At 51.0% G+C, this 19,078-nt stretch carries 19 protein-coding genes and 1 other annotated feature; of the genes, 7 read left to right on the forward strand and 12 right to left on the reverse strand.

Annotation, left to right across the window (positions count from 1 at the left end):
- Nucleotides 1–2 precede the first annotated feature (2 nt).
- On the forward strand, nucleotides 3–155 hold the full coding sequence (gene mokC / locus ACJHW7_RS07195) for a type I toxin-antitoxin system toxin MokC (RefSeq protein ID WP_000809168.1): 153 nt from the start codon (nucleotides 3–5) through the stop codon (nucleotides 153–155).
- A 103-nt stretch (nucleotides 156–258) separates the two neighbouring features.
- Here mokC and dnaJ read toward each other — a convergent pair whose 3' ends face one another.
- Together dnaJ and dnaK are read right to left on the reverse strand one after the other, a co-directional pair.
- On the reverse strand, nucleotides 259–1,389 hold the full coding sequence (gene dnaJ / locus ACJHW7_RS07200; protein WP_001118464.1) for a molecular chaperone DnaJ: 1,131 nt from the start codon (nucleotides 1,387–1,389) through the stop codon (nucleotides 259–261).
- An 88-nt stretch (nucleotides 1,390–1,477) separates the two neighbouring features.
- Entirely contained in the window at nucleotides 1,478–3,394 is a 1,917-nt protein-coding gene (gene dnaK, locus ACJHW7_RS07205; protein ID WP_000516135.1) for a molecular chaperone DnaK, read from the reverse strand.
- Between the two features lie 376 nt (nucleotides 3,395–3,770).
- On the opposite strand from dnaK, the gene ACJHW7_RS07210 reads away from it, so the two are divergent.
- From ACJHW7_RS07210 to satP, 3 genes are all read left to right on the forward strand, one after another.
- Nucleotides 3,771–4,175 carry a DUF2541 family protein gene (locus tag ACJHW7_RS07210; protein WP_000843568.1) on the forward strand — a complete coding sequence of 135 codons (405 nt, stop codon included), beginning with the start codon at nucleotides 3,771–3,773 and terminating at the stop codon, nucleotides 4,173–4,175.
- 25 nt (nucleotides 4,176–4,200) lie between these two features.
- Nucleotides 4,201–4,914 carry an acidic protein MsyB gene (gene msyB / locus ACJHW7_RS07215; RefSeq protein ID WP_001102367.1) on the forward strand — a complete coding sequence of 238 codons (714 nt, stop codon included), beginning with the start codon at nucleotides 4,201–4,203 and terminating at the stop codon, nucleotides 4,912–4,914.
- Nucleotides 4,915–5,062: 148 nt separating this feature from the next.
- Entirely contained in the window at nucleotides 5,063–5,629 is a 567-nt protein-coding gene (satP, locus tag ACJHW7_RS07220; RefSeq protein ID WP_000528538.1) for an acetate uptake transporter, read from the forward strand.
- Between the two features lie 34 nt (nucleotides 5,630–5,663).
- Here the strand turns inward: satP and mog are convergent, their stop codons facing one another.
- Complete coding sequence (gene mog, locus ACJHW7_RS07225; protein WP_001295414.1) at nucleotides 5,664–6,251, reverse strand: molybdopterin adenylyltransferase; 588 nt, start codon at nucleotides 6,249–6,251, stop codon at nucleotides 5,664–5,666.
- 114 nt (nucleotides 6,252–6,365) lie between these two features.
- Nucleotides 6,366–7,319: a transaldolase gene (gene tal, locus ACJHW7_RS07230; RefSeq protein WP_000130185.1), complete on the reverse strand. Its 954-nt coding sequence runs from the start codon at nucleotides 7,317–7,319 to the stop codon at nucleotides 6,366–6,368.
- Between the two features lie 278 nt (nucleotides 7,320–7,597).
- Here tal and ACJHW7_RS07235 point away from each other — a divergent pair, with 278 nt between their 5' ends.
- Nucleotides 7,598–9,028, forward strand: coding sequence for an alanine/glycine:cation symporter family protein (locus ACJHW7_RS07235; RefSeq protein WP_001112591.1), 1,431 nt, complete (start codon nucleotides 7,598–7,600; stop codon nucleotides 9,026–9,028).
- 69 nt (nucleotides 9,029–9,097) lie between these two features.
- Entirely contained in the window at nucleotides 9,098–9,874 is a 777-nt protein-coding gene (yaaA, locus tag ACJHW7_RS07240) for a peroxide stress protein YaaA (protein ID WP_000906203.1), read from the forward strand.
- A gap of 152 nt (nucleotides 9,875–10,026) precedes the next feature.
- Here the strand turns inward: yaaA and ACJHW7_RS07245 are convergent, their stop codons facing one another.
- The 7 genes from ACJHW7_RS07245 to yjjY all read right to left on the reverse strand — a co-directional run bounded on the left by ACJHW7_RS07245 (nucleotide 10,027) and on the right by yjjY (nucleotide 16,806).
- Complete coding sequence (locus ACJHW7_RS07245) at nucleotides 10,027–10,323, reverse strand: DUF2502 domain-containing protein (protein WP_000738721.1); 297 nt, start codon at nucleotides 10,321–10,323, stop codon at nucleotides 10,027–10,029.
- Between the two features lie 213 nt (nucleotides 10,324–10,536).
- Nucleotides 10,537–11,823, reverse strand: a complete 1,287-nt coding sequence (gene thrC, locus ACJHW7_RS07250) for a threonine synthase (RefSeq protein WP_000781063.1) — start codon at nucleotides 11,821–11,823, stop codon at nucleotides 10,537–10,539.
- A complete protein-coding gene (gene thrB, locus ACJHW7_RS07255; RefSeq protein WP_021556390.1) occupies nucleotides 11,824–12,756 on the reverse strand; it encodes a homoserine kinase in 933 nt (310 codons plus the stop codon).
- Between the two features lies 1 nt (nucleotide 12,757).
- Nucleotides 12,758–15,220, reverse strand: a complete 2,463-nt coding sequence (gene thrA, locus ACJHW7_RS07260) for a bifunctional aspartate kinase/homoserine dehydrogenase I (protein WP_001264698.1) — start codon at nucleotides 15,218–15,220, stop codon at nucleotides 12,758–12,760.
- 25 nt (nucleotides 15,221–15,245) lie between these two features.
- Nucleotides 15,246–15,365, reverse strand: a sequence feature (Thr leader region).
- Nucleotides 15,301–15,366 carry a thr operon leader peptide gene (gene thrL, locus ACJHW7_RS07265; RefSeq protein WP_001386572.1) on the reverse strand — a complete coding sequence of 22 codons (66 nt, stop codon included), beginning with the start codon at nucleotides 15,364–15,366 and terminating at the stop codon, nucleotides 15,301–15,303. (Overlaps the previous feature by 65 nt.)
- A 213-nt stretch (nucleotides 15,367–15,579) precedes the next feature.
- Entirely contained in the window at nucleotides 15,580–16,266 is a 687-nt protein-coding gene (locus ACJHW7_RS07270; RefSeq protein ID WP_001223166.1) for a tRNA/rRNA methyltransferase, read from the reverse strand.
- 399 nt (nucleotides 16,267–16,665) lie between these two features.
- Nucleotides 16,666–16,806 (reverse strand): protein YjjY, encoded by a 141-nt coding sequence (yjjY, locus tag ACJHW7_RS07275; RefSeq protein WP_001303782.1) that lies wholly within the window; start codon nucleotides 16,804–16,806, stop codon nucleotides 16,666–16,668.
- A gap of 95 nt (nucleotides 16,807–16,901) precedes the next feature.
- Between yjjY and arcA the strand changes: the two genes are divergently transcribed.
- Nucleotides 16,902–17,618 carry a two-component system response regulator ArcA gene (arcA, locus tag ACJHW7_RS07280; RefSeq protein ID WP_001194358.1) on the forward strand — a complete coding sequence of 239 codons (717 nt, stop codon included), beginning with the start codon at nucleotides 16,902–16,904 and terminating at the stop codon, nucleotides 17,616–17,618.
- Nucleotides 17,619–17,676: 58 nt separating this feature from the next.
- On the opposite strand, the gene creD is transcribed toward arcA, so the two are convergent.
- On the reverse strand, nucleotides 17,677–19,029 hold the full coding sequence (creD, locus tag ACJHW7_RS07285; RefSeq protein WP_021557511.1) for a cell envelope integrity protein CreD: 1,353 nt from the start codon (nucleotides 19,027–19,029) through the stop codon (nucleotides 17,677–17,679).
- Nucleotides 19,030–19,078: the final 49 nt, after the last annotated feature.

Genomic DNA, 19,078 nt, shown 5'->3' on the forward strand with positions numbered 1-19,078 from the left:
CAATGAAGCAGCATAAGGCGATGATTGTCGCCCTGATCGTCATCTGTATCACCGCCGTAGTGGCGGCGCTGGTAACGAGAAAAGACCTCTGTGAGGTTCACATCCGAACTGGCCAGACGGAGGTTGCTGTTTTCACGGCTTACGAATCCGAGTAAGAGCAACGGCGGGGAGTGATCCCCGCCACTTTACAGGTGCTCGCATATCTTCAACGCACCCTATTTTTACCCAGGCCTGCCCACGGGCAGGCTTTTGGGGAGGTTAGCGGGTCAGGTCGTCAAAAAACTTCTTCACACCATCAAAGAAGCTCTTTGAGCGCGGGCTGTTGTGCTCGCCGGTTGGGCCACCGAAGCTTTCTTGCAGCTCTTGCAGCAGCTGTTTCTGCTTCTCGTTCAGGCCTACAGGTGTTTCGACGACAACGCGGCACAGCAAATCACCCTGTGCGCCACCGCGGACAGACTTGACGCCTTTACCGCGCATACGGAATAGCTTACCGGTCTGGGTTTCGCCAGGCACTTTCAGTTTGACGCGACCATCAAGGGTCGGTACTTCGATTTCGCCACCCAGCGCCGCCATAGCGAAGTTGATCGGGACTTCGCAATACAGGTTGTTGCCTTCACGCTCGAAAATCGGGTGCTGTTTAACCTGAACCTGAACGTACAGATCGCCTGCCGGTGCGCCATGCTCGCCCGCTTCACCTTCGCCCGCAAGACGGATGCGGTCTCCAGTGTCCACCCCTGCCGGGATTTTAACGGACAGCGTTTTGCTGCGCTCAACACGACCATGACCATGACATTTGTTGCACGGATCTTTGATCAGCGTACCGCGGCCCTGACAGTGTGGACAGGTCTGCTGCACGGCAAAGAAACCCTGGCGCATCTGCACCTGACCAGAACCATGACAGGTCGGACAGGTCTGCGGCTGTGTACCTGGTTTTGCACCGCTACCGTGGCAAACGTCACACTCTTCCAGAGTCGGAATGCGGATCTCTTTGGTCACGCCACGTACAGCTTCTTCGAGGGTGAGCTCCATGTTATAGCGTAAATCAGCACCGCGCGCCGCACGTTGACGACCACGTCCGCCGCCAAAAATATCGCCGAAAACGTCACCAAAAATATCGCTGAAGTCTGCGCCGCCGCCAAAACCGCCGCCGCCCATGCCACCTTGCTCAAACGCAGCATGACCATACTGATCGTATGCCGCACGTTTTTGCGAGTCGGTCAGAACTTCATAAGCTTCCTTGATCTCTTTAAATTTCGCCTCGGCCTCTTTGTCACCCTGGTTACGGTCCGGGTGGTATTTCATGGCCAGGCGTTTGTAGGCCTTTTTGATTTCACGCTCTTCCGCTGTTTTGGAAACGCCTAAAATCTCGTAATAATCTTGCTTAGCCATCTTTTTTAAATTGCCCCTAGATGAATGCACGGGCGGAGAGGAAATTCCCCTTCGCCCGTGTCAGTATAATTACCCGTTTACAGGGCGATTATTTTTTGTCTTTGACTTCTTCAAACTCAGCGTCGACAACATCGTCATCTTTCGCGTTGTTTGCAGAAGCATCAGCACCGGCAGTCTGCTGCTGGGCATGTTGCTGCTGGGCGATTTCCATCAGTTTCTGGGAAACCTGTGCCAGCTCCTGCATTTTCGCTTCGATAGCGGCTTTGTCTTCACCTTTCAGAGCAGTTTCCAGTGCAGTCAGCGCAGACTCGATAGCAGTTTTGTCGTCAGCCGGCAGTTTGTCGCCTGCTTCTTCAACCTGCTTACGGGTGCTGTGCAGCAGATGGTCGCCCTGGTTGCGAGTCTGTACCAGCTCTTCAAACTTACGGTCAGCTTCGGCGTTAGCTTCTGCGTCGCGTACCATTTTCTGGATTTCATCTTCGTTCAGACCAGAAGAAGCCTTGATGGTGATCTTCTGCTCTTTACCGCTGTTTTTATCTTTCGCGGAAACGTGCAGGATACCGTCAGCATCGATATCGAAGGTAACTTCGATCTGCGGCATACCGCGCGGTGCCGGGTTGATACCATCCAGGTTGAACTGACCCAGAGATTTGTTATCAGCCGCACGTTTACGTTCACCCTGCAGCACGTGGATGGTTACCGCAGACTGGTTGTCTTCAGCGGTAGAGAACACCTGGCTGTGCTTGGTCGGGATAGTGGTGTTTTTCGCGATCAGCGTCGTCATCACACCGCCCATGGTTTCGATACCCAGAGACAGCGGGGTAACGTCCAGCAGCAGTACGTCTTTTACGTCACCAGTCAGAACACCACCCTGAACAGCAGCACCGATTGCTACAGCTTCGTCCGGGTTAACGTCTTTACGCGGCTCTTTACCAAAGAACTCAGCAACTTTCTTCTGAACCATTGGCATACGAGTCTGACCACCAACGAGGATAACGTCGTCGATATCAGATACGGACAGGCCAGCGTCCTGCAGTGCAACTTTCAGCGGCTCAATGGAACGGTTTACCAGATCTTCAACCAGGCTTTCCAGTTTCGCACGAGTCACTTTGATGTTCATGTGTTTCGGACCGGTCGCGTCTGCAGTGATGTACGGCAGGTTAACGTCGGTCTGCTGAGCGGAAGACAGTTCGATTTTCGCTTTTTCTGCCGCTTCTTTCAGGCGCTGCATTGCCAGCGGATCGTTGCGCAGGTCAATGCCCTGATCTTTCTTGAATTCTTCAACCAGATAGTTGATCAGACGGCTGTCGAAGTCTTCACCACCCAGGTGGGTATCACCGTTGGTTGCCAGAACTTCGAAGGTTTTTTCGCCGTCAACTTCGTCGATTTCAATAATAGAAATATCGAAAGTACCACCACCCAGGTCATAAACCGCGATAGTACGGTTGCCAGTACCTTTGTCCAGACCGTAAGCCAGCGCAGCTGCAGTCGGTTCGTTGATGATACGTTTTACTTCGAGACCAGCGATACGGCCTGCGTCTTTGGTTGCCTGACGCTGAGCATCGTTAAAGTATGCCGGTACGGTGATAACAGCTTCAGTTACCGGTTCACCCAGGTAATCTTCAGCGGTTTTCTTCATTTTTTTCAGCACTTCAGCAGAAATCTGCGGCGGTGCCATTTTCTGGCCTTTAACTTCGACCCATGCGTCGCCGTTATCAGCAGCAATAATTTTGAACGGCATGATGGAAACATCACGCTGTACTTCTTCGTCCTGGAAGCGGCGGCCAATCAGGCGTTTAATCGCAAACAGGGTGTTTTGCGGGTTCGTCACTGCCTGACGTTTAGCCGGCTGACCAACCAGAGTTTCACCATCCTGGGTATAGGCAATGATAGAAGGCGTGGTGCGATCGCCTTCGGCGTTCTCCAGCACACGAGGAGTGGTGCCATCCATAATCGCTACACAAGAGTTGGTAGTACCCAGGTCGATACCAATTATTTTACCCATCTAAACGTCTCCACTATATATTCGGTCATCATGTGGTTGTGAGTCTGTAATAGGGGCGAAACGTCTGGTTTCAACTGCCCAATTTCATTTTTTTGCAGACTCACTCACTGCGGTTGACTACTAAATGGGGTCGTAACCCACGTCATCAAGGGGGAGATGCAAAAATTTTTTGTGCTTTTGCGCAGAAATTTCGCGATATGGCAGGACAAGACGTAAAATTGACAGCAATTTTATTCATATAAAGAATGAATCGCAGTCAAGGTATTCATCAAAAAATTGTAATAAAAAGAAAAGATTACGTGCCTGAATCTTCTCTTTATCAGCAGTAAACTAGTGGGTATTCATCCCCCTACCTCTTCCCACTAAGAGAATCCTTATGAAATCCGTTTTTACGATTTCCGCCAGCCTGGCGATTAGCCTGATGCTGTGCTGCACGGCGCAGGCAAACGACCATAAACTCCTCGGCGTCATTGCAATGCCGCGTAACGAAACCAACGATCTGGCGCTGAAACTTCCTGTTTGTCGCATTGTGAAACGCATACAACTCTCTGCCGACCATGGCGATTTACAGTTAAGCGGTGCATCGGTTTATTTCAAAGCCGCCCGTAGCGCCAGTCAGAGCCTGAATATTCCTTCAGAAATAAAAGAAGGGCAAACCACTGACTGGATCAACATTAACAGCGATAACGACAATAAACGCTGCGTCTCAAAAATCACCTTTTCCGGTCATACGGTGAACTCATCGGATATGGCCACGCTGAAAATTATCGGCGACGACTAACGCCAGAATATAGAAGCCACAAAAAATGAATGTTAATTACCTGAATGATTCAGATCTGGATTTTCTCCAGCATTGTAGTGAGGAACAGTTAGCAAATTTCGCCCGGCTGCTCACCCATAATGAAAAAGGCAAAACTCGCCTCTCCAGCGTACTGATGCGCAACGAACTGTTTAAATCGATGGAAGGACATCCCGAGCAACATCGCCGCAACTGGCAGCTGATTGCCGGAGAATTACAGCATTTTGGTGGCGATAGTATCGCCAACAAACTGCGCGGACACGGTAAATTGTATCGGGCCATTTTGCTCGATGTTTCAAAGCGATTGAAGCTGAAAGCCGACAAAGAGATGTCTACGTTTGAAATTGAGCAACAGTTACTGGAACAATTTCTGCGTAATACCTGGAAGAAAATGGACGAGGAACATAAGCAGGAGTTTCTGCACGCGGTCGATGCCAGGGTGAATGAGCTGGAAGAGCTGCTGCCGCTGCTGATGAAAGACAAATTATTGGCAAAAGGTGTGTCGCATTTGCTTTCCAGCCAATTGACCCGCATTTTACGCACCCACGCAGCAATGAGCGTGCTTGGGCATGGTTTGCTGCGCGGCGCGGGTCTGGGAGGCCCTGTGGGCGCAGCATTAAATGGGGTTAAAGCGGTCAGCGGCAGCGCCTATCGCGTGACGATTCCAGCCGTACTGCAAATCGCCTGCCTGCGCCGGATGGTTAGCGCCACTCAGGTCTGATACCGGAAACCGGGGAAAATTTTCATTTTCCCCTCAAAAGATCGTAGACACTGCCCCACTGGCTGATTATTATGCCGCGCCCTGAAAACACTACAGTTATTCAGGGAAATTATTTCACCATTCATTCGATGATGATTTTTGAGGAATTATGGGCAACACTAAGTTGGCTAATCCGGCACCGCTGGGCCTGATGGGCTTCGGCATGACCACCATTCTGCTTAACCTGCACAACGTGGGTTATTTCGCTCTGGACGGTATTATTCTTGCCATGGGCATTTTCTACGGCGGCATCGCGCAAATTTTTGCCGGTCTGCTGGAGTACAAAAAAGGCAACACTTTCGGTTTAACCGCATTCACCTCTTACGGTTCTTTCTGGCTGACGCTGGTTGCGATTCTGCTGATGCCGAAACTGGGTCTGACCGATGCGCCAAATGCACAGTTCCTTGGTGTCTACCTGGGTCTGTGGGGCGTATTTACGCTGTTTATGTTCTTCGGCACGCTGAAAGGCGCACGCGTCCTGCAATTCGTTTTCTTTAGCCTGACCGTGCTGTTTGCCCTGCTGGCGATCGGTAACATTGCCGGTAATGCCGCGATCATCCACTTTGCCGGCTGGATTGGTCTGATCTGCGGTGCCAGCGCAATCTATCTGGCGATGGGTGAAGTGCTGAACGAGCAGTTTGGTCGCACCGTTCTGCCGATTGGTGAATCCCACTAATTGTTTTGAGATCCCCCCGCTCGGGGGGATTTTTTTATTCGCTAACGTCGCGTCTTGCACTCTTCGGTCTGAATGCAGCAACCACTTCTGGTGCCGTTTCAACGTATGGCCCTTCCAGCAACTGAATGCAGTACGGTACGCTGGCAAAAATACCGTGTACCACAACGTTACCCTCAGCGTCCTTCACACCTTCCAGCGTCTCTTTAATAGACTTCGGCTGACCGGGTAAGTTAAGGATCAGCGCCTGTTTGCGAATCACACCCACCTGACGCGAAAGGATCGCAGTTGGTACAAAATGCAGGCTGATCTGGCGCATCTGTTCACCAAAGCCAGGCATCTCGCGGTCCGCTACTGCCAGCGTCGCATCGGGCGTTACGTCACGACGCGCCGGGCCAGTTCCGCCCGTGGTGAGCACCAGATGGCAACTCATTTCATCCACCAGCTCACACAACGTTTGCTCGATGATCGCCTGCTCATCGGGGATTAAGCGGGTTTCCAGTTCAAACGGCGTGGTTAGCGCCGATGTCAGCCATTCTTCCAGCGCAGGGATGCCTTTATCCTGATAAACGCCACTGGATGCGCGATCAGAGATGGAAACTAAGCCAATACGTAAAGTATTCATCAAGATTTTTCCGTTTAAACAGTCTCGTTAAACAGAATGATACACTGCGAAGGGAGTGACAGACAGGCTTCAGAAGAGGTAGCGTGACCGACTTCCCGGTCACGCTAAGAATGATTACAGCAGATCGCCGATCATTTTTTCCAGTTTTTCCTGGTCAATAGCAAACTTACGGATACCTTCCGCCAGTTTATCTACTGCCATTGGATCCTGGTTGTGCTGCCACAGGAACTCGGACTCAGTGATACGCGCCGGACGCGCTTTCACTTCGCCGGTGTAAGACAGTTTACGTTCGATAGCCCCTTCGCTCTCAGCCAGCTCTTTCAGCAGTGCCGGTGCGATGGTCAGACGGTCGCAGCCTGCCAGTTCCAGAATTTCGCCGATGTTACGGAAGCTTGCGCCCATAACCACGGTTTCATAACCGTGCTCTTTGTAGTACTGGTAGATTTCAGATACAGAAACCACGCCCGGATCTTCTGCCGGAGCGTACTCTTTCTTATCGGTATTCGCTTTGTACCAGTCAAGAATACGGCCAACAAATGGAGAGATCAGAAACACGCCCGCTTCCGCACAAGCACGAGCCTGAGCGAAGGAGAACAGCAGGGTCAGGTTACAGTTGATACCTTCTTTTTCCAGCTGTTCCGCAGCACGGATACCCTGCCAGGTAGAAGCCAGTTTGATCAGAATACGATCGTTGCTAATACCTGCATCGTTGTAGAGTTTGATCAGGCGTTTTGCTTTCGCAATTGACGCTTCGGTGTCATAGGAAAGACGCGCATCAACTTCAGTTGAGATACGGCCCGGAACCAGTTTCAGGATTTCCAGACCAATATTTACTGCCAGTTTGTCAGTCGCGTCCACGATCTGCTGCGCGCGATCGTTGCTCTGCTGTTTCGCCCAGGCGACAGCATCATCAATCAACTTACGATATTCCGGAATCTGCGCTGCGTTAAGAATGAGAGAAGGGTTGGTTGTGGCATCCTGCGGTTGATACAGCTTCATTGCCGCGATGTCCCCAGTGTCGGCCACTACGGTGGTGTACTGACGAAGGGAGGTCAATTTGTCCGTCATGATAGTATTTCTCTTTAAACAGCTTGTTAGGGGGATGTAACCGGTCTGCCCTGATGATATCACGACGCAACGTCAGCGCAACCGCCGACAAGACGGTTATCGCCAGGCGAGACTGTTTCGGATTTCTGACACTGCGTTGATATCGCCCGCCATTTTTAAACAAAACCTCATGTATGCTACGCAGAAGTTATCAAGTACCTCGTAGCGTATATACTTCTTAAACAATTGGTAACGTTTACACAGGAAAGTCATCGCGACCGGCAATAAGAGGGATATGCATGCCAGATTTTTTCTCCTTTATTAACAGCGTCCTTTGGGGATCGGTAATGATTTACCTGCTCTTCGGCGCAGGTTGTTGGTTCACTTTTCGCACCGGATTTGTGCAGTTTCGCTACATCCGCCAGTTTGGCAAAAGTCTTAAAAATAGCATTCATCCACAGCCAGGCGGTTTAACCTCATTTCAGTCATTGTGTACCAGTCTTGCGGCGCGCGTGGGTAGCGGCAACCTGGCCGGCGTTGCGCTGGCTATTACCGCCGGTGGACCTGGAGCCGTCTTTTGGATGTGGGTTGCCGCGTTTATCGGCATGGCGACCTCGTTTGCCGAATGTTCCCTGGCACAACTTTATAAAGAACGTGACGTCAATGGGCAGTTTCGTGGCGGACCGGCATGGTATATGGCGCGCGGGCTGGGGATGCGCTGGATGGGCGTTCTGTTCGCCGTCTTTTTGCTCATCGCCTACGGCATAATTTTCAGCGGAGTTCAGGCAAACGCTGTTGCCCGAGCCCTGAGTTTTTCTTTTGATTTTCCCCCGCTGGTGACAGGCATTATTCTCGCTGTCTTTGCTCTGCTGGCAATCACTCGCGGTCTTCATGGCGTCGCCCGGCTCATGCAGGGGTTTGTCCCGTTGATGGCGATAATCTGGGTACTGACCAGCCTGGTGATTTGCGTAATAAATATCGGGCAACTTCCCCACGTCATTTGGTCTATTTTTGAGAGTGCTTTTGGCTGGCAGGAAGCGGCAGGCGGCGCGGCGGGATATACCTTAAGCCAGGCGATTACTAACGGTTTTCAGCGCAGTATGTTTTCCAATGAGGCGGGAATGGGTTCGACGCCAAACGCGGCAGCGGCAGCGGCGTCCTGGCCTCCGCATCCGGCAGCGCAAGGAATTGTCCAGATGATTGGCATTTTTATCGACACCCTGGTCATCTGTACGGCAAGCGCCATGCTGATATTACTGGCGGGTAACGGCACAACCTACATGCCGCTGGAAGGTATTCAGCTTATCCAGAAGGCGATGCGGGTGCTAATGGGTTCCTGGGGTGCTGAGTTTGTTACCCTCGTGGTTATTCTGTTTGCCTTCAGCTCCATCGTTGCCAACTACATTTATGCCGAAAACAATCTCTTCTTTTTACGCCTGAACAACCCTAAAGCGATCTGGTGTTTGCGGATCTGCACCTTCGCAACGGTCATCGGCGGCACCTTGCTAAGTCTTCCGCTGATGTGGCAACTGGCAGATATCATAATGGCCTGCATGGCTATTACCAATTTGACCGCCATTTTACTGCTCTCGCCTGTGGTTCATACCATTGCCAGTGATTATCTACGCCAGCGTAAACTCGGCGTGCGCCCGGTGTTTGATCCGTTGCGTTATCCGGATATCGGTCGCCAGCTTTCTCGGGACGCGTGGGATGATGTTTCGCAGGAGTAATCACAACTATCGATCAACTCATTCTCGTTTTTTGCTAAAGTCTGCATAAATTTCCTGCAAGGACTGGATATGCTGATTCTTATTTCACCCGCGAAAACGCTTGATTACCAAAGCCCGTTGACCACCACGCGATATACACTGCCGGAGCTGTTAGACAATTCCCAGCAGTTGATCCATGAAGCGCGGAAACTGACGCCTCCGCAGATTAGCACGCTGATGCGTATCAGCGACAAACTGGCAGGTATCAACGCCGCTCGCTTTCATGACTGGCAGCCAGATTTCACGCCGGAGAATGCCCGCCAGGCGATTCTGGCGTTTAAAGGTGATGTCTACACCGGCTTGCAGGCCGAAACCTTCAGCGAAGACGATTTCGATTTTGCCCAACAGCATTTGCGAATGCTTTCCGGCTTGTATGGCGTACTGCGCCCGCTCGATTTAATGCAGCCTTATCGTCTGGAAATGGGGATCCGTCTTGAGAATGCCCGAGGGAAAGATCTGTATCAATTCTGGGGAGATATCATCACCAACAAGCTGAACGAGGCGCTCGCAGCACAAGGCGATAATGTGGTGATTAATCTGGCGTCAGATGAGTATTTTAAATCGGTGAAGCCGAAGAAATTGAATGCCGAGATTATCAAGCCGGTGTTCCTCGATGAGAAGAACGGCAAATTTAAGATAATCAGCTTCTACGCTAAGAAAGCACGCGGTCTGATGAGTCGTTTCATTATTGAAAATCGGCTGACCAAACCAGAGCAACTGACTGGTTTTAATAGCGAAGGTTACTTCTTTGATGAAGCTTCCTCCAGCAATGGCGAACTGGTGTTTAAACGCTACGAGCAGCGTTAAGTTTGTAGTCAATGCCGGATGCGGCGTGGACGCCTTATCCGGCCTACAAAAGCATGCAGATTCAATATATTGCAGAATTCACGTAGGCCTGATAAGACGCGCCAGCGTCGCATCAGGCGCTAAATGCAGGATTGTTACCCGGCATTTGTCATTTAGCGGTGATGTTTGCCTGGACCATGACCGCCGTGATGATCATGATGAGCTTTCTTATGGTGACGCGGCGGTGGCGGCGGTCCGTGTGGGTGCCAGCGATTGCCTCGCCATTCATAATGTTGTTTCCACCAGCCGTGGTCGCGCCAGTGACCGCCATCCCAGTAATAACCGCGATTATCACGATCGCCTATCTGTAATTTTACTGACGGGACTAACGTAATTTCCGCAGCCTGCGCTGCCATGGGAGCGACCAGAACCAGGGAAAGTGCGAGTACAATAGATTGCATCTTTTTCACAGGTTACTCCTTTTATCATTGCCCGTTATGGGTCGATATCCGGAGATTACTCGATGAGAACGGCGGTTGTTATTCTCCGCAATCCTAATCTCTAAGTTACCGCATTTATTGAGAATTTCTCCTTTTTCCCTGTCGTTTTTCTCCATAATTTCTTCATAAAAAAGCCGGGCTGCATAAAAGCAAACCCGGCCTGATTGAGATAATGAATAGATATTACTGATGATTCATCATCAATTTACGCAACGCAGCAAAATCGGCGGGCAGATTATGCGAAAGCAAGGGTAAATCGGCACGTTCTGCCAGCTCTTTTGGCAGATCCAACGTTTCACCGAGAATCGCTTCCACGCTCTCTTTAAATTTCGCCGGATGCGCGGTGCCGAGGAACAAGCCATATTCGCCTGGATTCAACTGGTCACGCAGCGCACGATACGCTACGGCAGCGTGCGGCTCCGAAGTGTAGCCCAGTTCTTTTAACTCACGCATTGTCTGTTGCGTGGTTTCATCATCCACGGCTGCATAACCCAGCTCTTTCAGTTGCCAGATTTTGCGGCGGAACAACTCTTCCACACGCGGCCAGTTGTTCGGCTGACTCACGTCCATCGCGTTGGATAACGTCGCCTGAGTCGCTTTGGGTGACCACTGACCGTCGTGCAGGAAACGTGGCACGGTATCGTTCACGTTGGTCGCAGCAATAAAACGTTTCACCGGCAGACCGAGTGACTTCGCCAGCAGACCCGCCGTCAAATCGCCGAAGTTTCCGCTTGGCACCGAGACAACCAGCTGGTTGCGCGCTTCCTGCGGCAGCTGCGCAACTGCTTCAAAGTAGTAGCAAATCTGCGCCAGCAACCGGCTGATGTTAATCGAGTTAGCCGAGTTTAACCCCAGCGCCACTTTCAGTTCTTCATCATCAAACGCCTGCTTCACCAGCGCCTGACAGGCATCGAAATCGCCGTCGATGGCAACAGTTTCGATATTGCCGCCCAATGTACAGAACAGTTTTTCTTGCAGTGGACTGATTTTGCCTCGTGGATAGAGGATAACCACTTTCACATTCGGTAAACCGTAGAAAGCATGAGCCACTGCCGCTCCGGTATCACCGGAGGTCGCGGTCAGAATGGTCACTGGCTTATCGCCCGCAATATGGGTCAGCATTTGTGCCATAAAGCGACCGCCGAAATCTTTAAATGCCAGCGTTGGCCCGTGGAACAATTCCAGACAACCGACATCGCTTTCAACATTGGCGACCGGAGCCGGGAAGGCAAACGCCGCGCGCACGCGCTCTTCCAGGATTTCCTGCGGGATTTCATCACCAATAAACGCCGAGAGGATCTTCGCACTGCGGGTGACAAAATCCAGCTTCAGCATCTCATCAATTTCAGTCAGGCTGAATTCCGGCAGGTCGTGCGGAAAAAACAGCCCCTGATTTTTGCCCAACCCCTGGGTTACGGCTTGCGCAAAGCTGACCTGCTCATTGTGATCTTTCAGATTGTAGAGTTTCATTTAGTTTTCCAGTACTCGTGCGCCCGCCGTATCCAGCCGGCAAATATGAACAAAACCTTCCTGATTTTGCAGGTAGTTCTTACCCAACCAGTCGGCAACGCGCTGGGCGGTATCCGGCTTGTCACACAGAGCGAACAAGGTCGGGCCGGAGCCGGAGATACCGCTCGCTACCGCGCCGATTTCCGCGACCGCCTGCCGCGCCTGCCGGAAGCCAGGCAGTAACCGTTCACGGTAGGGTTCTGCGATAACATCTTTCATCAGCTTCGCGGCAAGCTCAGGCTGACGGGAATAGCAAGCGTGAATGAAGCCTGCCAGATGTCGCCCGTGCGCAATGCAATCCTGGCGGCGATACTGCGCCGGTAAAATAGCCCGGGCTTCTGCCGTCGAGACTTTAATCCCCGGATACGCCAGCACCCACAGCCACTCATCAAACCCTGGCACTTGCTGGCTGATGATGTCGTTTTCTTCGATCATCAACTGCATACCACCAAGAAAACACGGTGCCACGTTGTCGTAATGAATGCTGCCGGAGATACGCCCTTCCAGCTCGCCCATCAAAGCCAGCAAACGAGCGTCATTAAGCGGCTTGCCGCAGTGTTCATTCATCGCCATCAGCGCCGCGACCACCGAACAGGCGCTGGAGCCTAAGCCCGAACCGATCGGCATATTCTTTTCCAGAGTCATCGCCACTGGAATTTGCTTGCCCAGCTCCTGGCAAAAACGCTCCCAGCACTGATAAACGATATTTTCCCGTGGTTCTGACGGCAGCTTATCGGCAAAACGTCCGAGGTTGTTGAGGCTGAATGTCTCTGCCGTCTCAACCGTGACTACATCTCCGAGCAATGCACCATCAACGGGTGTCACCGCCGCCCCGAGCACATCAAACCCGACGCTCATATTGGCACTGGAAGCCGGGGCATAAACTTTAACCATGTCAGACTCCTAGCTTCCATGAGAGGGTACGTAGCAGATCGGCAAAGACACCGGCAGCGGTAACGTCATTGCCCGCACCATATCCGCGCAGCACCAATGGCAGCGGCTGATAATAGTGGCTATAGAAGGCCAGGGCGTTTTCGCCATTTTTCACTTTGAACAGCGGATCATTACCATCCACTTCGGCAATCTTCACGCGGCAGACGCCATCTTCATCAATATTGCCAACATAGCGCAAAACTTTTCCTTCATCACGGGCCTTCGCCACGCGCGCGGCAAAGAGATCGTCGAGCTGTGACAGATTCGCCATAAAAGCGGCAACATCACCCTCGGCGTTAAACTCTGCGGGCAGCACTGGTTCAATTTCAATATCCGCCAACTCCAGTTCACGTCCCGTTTCACGAGCGAGAATTAATAGTTTACGCGCTACATCCATACCAGAAAGATCATCTCGCGGATCCGGTTCGGTATAACCCATTTCCCGCGCCAGAGTAGTCGCCTCGGAGAAACTCATGCCTTCGTCTAACTTGCCGAAGATATAAGAAAGCGAACCTGAAAGAATGCCGGAGAACTTCATCAATTCATCACCAGCATTGAGCAGATTTTGCAGGTTCTCAATAACCGGTAATCCAGCCCCAACGTTGGTGTCATAGAGGAATTTACGTCGCGATTTTTCCGCCGCATGACGCAACAGATGGTAGTAATCCATCGACGAGGTGTTGGCCTTTTTGTTCGGCGTGACAACGTGGAAACCTTCGCGCAGGAAGTCGGCATATTGATCCGCCACTGCCTGGCTGGAGGTGCAGTCAACAATGACCGGGTTCAGCAGATGATATTCTTTCACGAGGCGAATTAAGCGCCCGAGATTAAACGGCTCTTTGGCTTGCGCCAGTTCTTCCTGCCAGTTTTCCAGGTTTAGGCCATGCACATTGGTAAGCAGAGCCTTCGAGTTAGCAACACCGCAGACACGTAAGTCGATATGTTTATTCTTCAACCAGCTTTGCTGACGCTTCAGTTGCTCCAGCAGCGCACCGCCAACGCCACCGACGCCAATCACAAACACTTCGATAACCTGATCGGTATTGAACAGCATCTGATGAGTAACGCGCACGCCAGTGGTCGCATCATCGTTATTTACCACGACAGAGATTGAGCGTTCAGAAGATCCCTGAGCAATGGCGACAATGTTGATATTGGCGCGGGCCAGCGCGGCAAAGAATTTCGCCGAGATCCCACGCAAGGTGCGCATACCATCACCTACCACCGAGATAATGGCCAGCCGTTCCGTCACCGCCAGCGGCTCCAGTAAGCCTTCTTTCAGTTCCAGGTAGAACTCTTCCTGCATTGCCCGTTCAGCTCGCACACAGTCGCTTTGCGGAACGCAGAAACTGATACTGTATTCGGAAGATGATTGCGTAATCAGCACCACGGAAATACGGGCGCGTGACATTGCAGCAAAGACGCGCGCCGCCATGCCGACCATTCCTTTCATCCCCGGGCCGGAAACGCTGAACATTGCCATGTTATTCAGATTGGAAATGCCCTTGACCGGTAATTCGTCTTCATCACGACTGGCACCAATGAGCGTACCTGGTGCTTGAGGATTTCCGGTATTTTTAATCAGGCACGGGATCTGGAACTGGGCGATGGGGGTAATGGTGCGGGGGTGAAGAACTTTAGCGCCGAAGTAGGAAAGCTCCATCGCTTCCTGGTAGGACATCGATTTCAACAACCTCGCATCGGGCACCTGACGCGGGTCGCAGGTATAAACCCCGTCAACGTCCGTCCAAATCTCGCAACAATCGGCGCGTAAACAGGCAGCCAGCACCGCCGCGGAGTAGTCGGAACCGTTGCGTCCAAGTACCACCAGTTCGCCTTTTTCATTACCGGCGGTGAAACCTGCCATCAGCACCATGTGATCAGCCGGAATACGACTTGCCGCAATACGGCGGGTGGACTCAGCAATATCGACGGTAGATTCGAGGTAATGCCCCACTGCCAGCAGTTTTTCGACCGGATCGATAACGGTAACGTTGTGACCACGCGCTTCTAACACGCCGGCCATAATGGCGATTGACATTTTCTCGCCACGGCAAATCAGCGCAGCGTTAATGCTATCCGGGCACTGCCCTAACAAACTAATGCCATGCAGGACATGTTTTATTTGGGCAAATTCCTGGTCGACGAAAGTTTTCAATTGCGCCAGCGGGAATCCCGGCTGGGCGGCGGCGAGTCCCGTCAGAAGTTCGGCAAAAATACGTTCGGCATCGCTGATATTGGGTAAAGCATCCTGGCCGCTAATGGTTTTTTCAATCATCGCCACCAGGTGGTTGGTTATTTTGGCGGGGGCAGAGAGGACGGTGGCCACCTGCCCCTGCCTGGCATTGCTTTCCAGAATATCGGCAACCCGCAGAAAACGTTCTGCATTTGCCACTGATGTACCGCCGAACTTCAACACTCGCATGGTTGTTACCTCGTTACCTTTGGTCGAAAAAAAAGCCCGCACTGTCAGGTGCGGGCTTTTTTCTGTGTTTCCTGTACGCGTCAGCCCGCACCGTTACCTGTGGTAATGGTGATGGTGGTGGTAATGGTGGTGCTAATGCGTTTCATGGATGTTGTGTACTCTGTAATTTTTATCTGTCTGTGCGCTATGCCTATATTGGTTAAAGTATTTAGTGACCTAAGTCAATAAAATTTTAATTTACTCACGGCAGGTAACCAGTTCAGAAGCTGCTGTCAGAGACTCTTTTTTTAATCCACACAGAGACATATTGCCCGTTGCAGTCAGAATGAAAAGCTGAAAAATACTTACTAAGGCGTTTTTTATTTGGTGATATTTTTTTCAATATCATGCAGCAAACGGTGCAACATTGCCGTGTCTCGTTGCTCTAAAAGCCCCAGGCGTTGTTGTAACCAGTCGACCAGTTTTATGTCATCTGCCACTGCCAGAGTCGTCAGCAATGCCATGGCTCGTTCGCGTAAAGCTTGCAGTTGATGTTGGTCTGCCGTTGTGTCACTTTTCGTCGGTTGTTGTATTAATGTTGCTAATTGATAGCAATAGACCATCACCGCCTGCCCAAGATTGAGCGAAGGATAATCCGCCACCATCGGCACACCAGTAAGAACGTCAGCCAACGCTAACTCTTCGTTAGTCAGCCCGGAATCTTCGCGACCAAACACCAGCGCGGCATGGCTCATCCATGAAGATTTTTCCTCTAACAGCGGCACCAGTTCTACTGGCGTGGCGTAGTAATGATATTTCGCCCGACTGCGTGCAGTGGTGGCGACAGTGAAATCGACATCGTGTAACGATTCAGCCAGCGTCGGGAAAACTTTAATATTATCAATAATATCACCAGATCCATGTGCGACCCAGCGAGTGGCTGGCTCCAGATGTGCCTGACTATCGACAATCCGCAGTTCGCTAAACCCCATCGTTTTCATTGCCCGCGCCGCTGCCCCAATATTTTCTGCTCTGGCGGGTGCGACCAGAATAATCGTTATACGCATATTGCCACTCTTCTTGACCAAATGACCGCGAACAGGGTGATCACTGCCAACTTATTACGCGGTGCGAATTTACAAATCCTTAACGTAAGTCGCAGAAAAAGCCCTTTACTTAGCTTAAAAAAGGCTAAACTATTTCCTGACTGTACTAACGGTTGAATTGTTAAAAAATGCTACATATCCTTCTGTTTACTTAGGATAATTTTATAAAAAATAAATCTCGACAATTGGATTCACCACGTTTATTAGTTGTATGATGCAACTAGTTGGATTATTAAAATAATGTGACGAAAGCTAGCATTTAGATACGATGATTTCATCAAACTGTTAACGTGCTACAATTGAACTTGATATATGTCAACGAAGCGTAGTTTTATTGGGTGTCCGGCCCCTCTTAGCCTGTTATGTTGCTGTTAAAATGGTTAGGATGACAGCCGTTTTTGACACTGTCGGGTCCTGAGGGAAAGTACCCACGACCAAGCTAATGATGTTGTTGACGTTGATGGAAAGTGCATCAAGAACGCAATTACGTACTTTAGTCATGTTACGCCGATCATGTTAATTTGCAGCATGCATCAGGCAGGTCAGGGACTTTTGTACTTCCTGTTTCGATTTAGTTGGCAATTTAGGTAGCAAACATGCAGACCCCGCACATTCTTATCGTTGAAGACGAGTTGGTAACACGCAACACGTTGAAAAGTATTTTCGAAGCGGAAGGCTATGATGTTTTCGAAGCGACAGATGGCGCGGAAATGCATCAGATCCTCTCTGAATATGACATCAACCTGGTGATCATGGATATCAATCTGCCGGGTAAGAACGGTCTTCTGTTAGCGCGTGAACTGCGCGAGCAGGCGAATGTTGCGTTGATGTTCCTGACTGGCCGTGACAACGAAGTCGATAAAATTCTCGGCCTCGAAATCGGTGCAGATGACTACATCACCAAACCGTTCAACCCGCGTGAACTGACGATTCGTGCACGCAACCTGCTGTCCCGTACCATGAATCTGGGTACTGTCAGCGAAGAACGTCGTAGCGTTGAAAGCTACAAGTTCAATGGTTGGGAACTGGACATCAACAGCCGTTCATTGATCGGCCCTGATGGCGAGCAGTACAAGCTGCCGCGCAGCGAGTTCCGCGCCATGCTTCACTTCTGTGAAAACCCAGGCAAAATTCAGTCCCGTGCTGAACTGCTGAAGAAAATGACCGGCCGTGAGCTGAAACCGCACGACCGTACTGTAGACGTGACGATCCGCCGTATTCGTAAACATTTCGAATCTACGCCGGATACGCCGGAAATCATCGCCACCATTCACGGTGAAGGTTATCGCTTCTGCGGTGATCTGGAAGATTAATCGGCTTTACCACCGTCAAAAAAACGGCGCTTTTTAGCGCCGTTTTTATTTTTCAACCTTATTTCCAGATACGTAATTCATCGTCCGTTGTAACGTCTTTACTGGCTTTCATTTTCGGCAGTGAAAACGCATACCAGTCGATATTACGAGTCACAAACATCATGCCGGCCAGCGCCACCACCAGCACACTGGTTCCCAACAACAGCGCGCTATCGGCAGAGTTGAGCAGTCCCCACATCACACCATCCAGCAACAACAGCGCGAGGGTAAACAACATGCTGTTGCGCCAGCCTTTCAATACCGCCTGCAAATAAATACCGTTCATTAACGCCCCAATCAGACTGGCGATTATCCATGCCACGGTAAAACCGGTATGTTCAGAAAGCGCCAGCAAGAGCAAATAAAACATCACCAATGAAAGCCCCACCAGCAAATATTGCATTGGGTGTAAGCGTTGCGCGGTGAGCGTTTCAAAAACAAAGAACGCCATAAAAGTCAGCGCAATCAGCAGAATGGCGTACTTAGTCGCCCGGTCCGTTAATTGGTATTGATCGGCAGGCGTCGTCACTGCGACGCTAAACGCGGGGAAGTTTTCCCAGCCGGTATCATTGCCTGAAGCAAAACGCTCACCGAGATTATTAGCAAACCAGCTGCTTTGCCATTGCGCCTGAAAACCTGACTCGCTAACTTCCCGTTTGGCTGGCAAAAAATCACCTAAAAAACTGGGATGCGGCCAGTTGCTGGTTAAGGTCATTTCGCTATTACGCCCGGCAGGCACCACAGAAAGATCGCCGGTACCGCTTAAATTCAGGGCCATATTCAGCTTCAGGTTCTGCTTGCGCCAGTCCCCTTCGGGTAAAGGGATATGCACGCCCTGCCCGCCTTGCTCTAACCCGGTGCCGGGTTCAATGGTCAGCGCCGTTCCGTTAACTTCAGGCGCTTTCACCACACCAATACCACGCGCATCCCCGACGCTAATCACAATAAATGGCTTGCCAAAGGTGATATTTGGCGCGTCGAGCTCGCCAAGACGCGAAACATCGAAATCGGCTTTTAGCGTTAAATCACTGTGCCAGACCTGACCGGTATAAATCCCTATCTTGCGTTCTTCCACGTTCTGATTGCCATCAACCATCAATGACTCAGGTAACCAAAAATGGATAAAACTTCGTTTCCGCTCCACGGTTTTATCCTCTTCCTGCACCGTATAAAGCTCGGTCACAGGAATAGCGATAAGCGGCCCAACGAGTTTTTGCGGCCCACTGGTACTTTGGCGAATCGCATCTTCCACATCGCTACGGTAATCGGCACGTTCGACAATCACCTGCCGAATCAGCATTATCGGAATCAACAACAGCAATACTGCACCAAACAGGGTGGTCATTTTCCAGAACAGGGGGGATTTCAACATAGTCTTCTCCTTTGCAATGGCAGCAGGATACGAAGGCTATGTGGGAAGA

Origin of the sequence: Escherichia sp. WS1152, assembly GCF_046487665.1 — a bacterium.
Taxonomy (GTDB): Bacteria; Pseudomonadota; Gammaproteobacteria; order Enterobacterales; family Enterobacteriaceae; genus Escherichia; species Escherichia coli.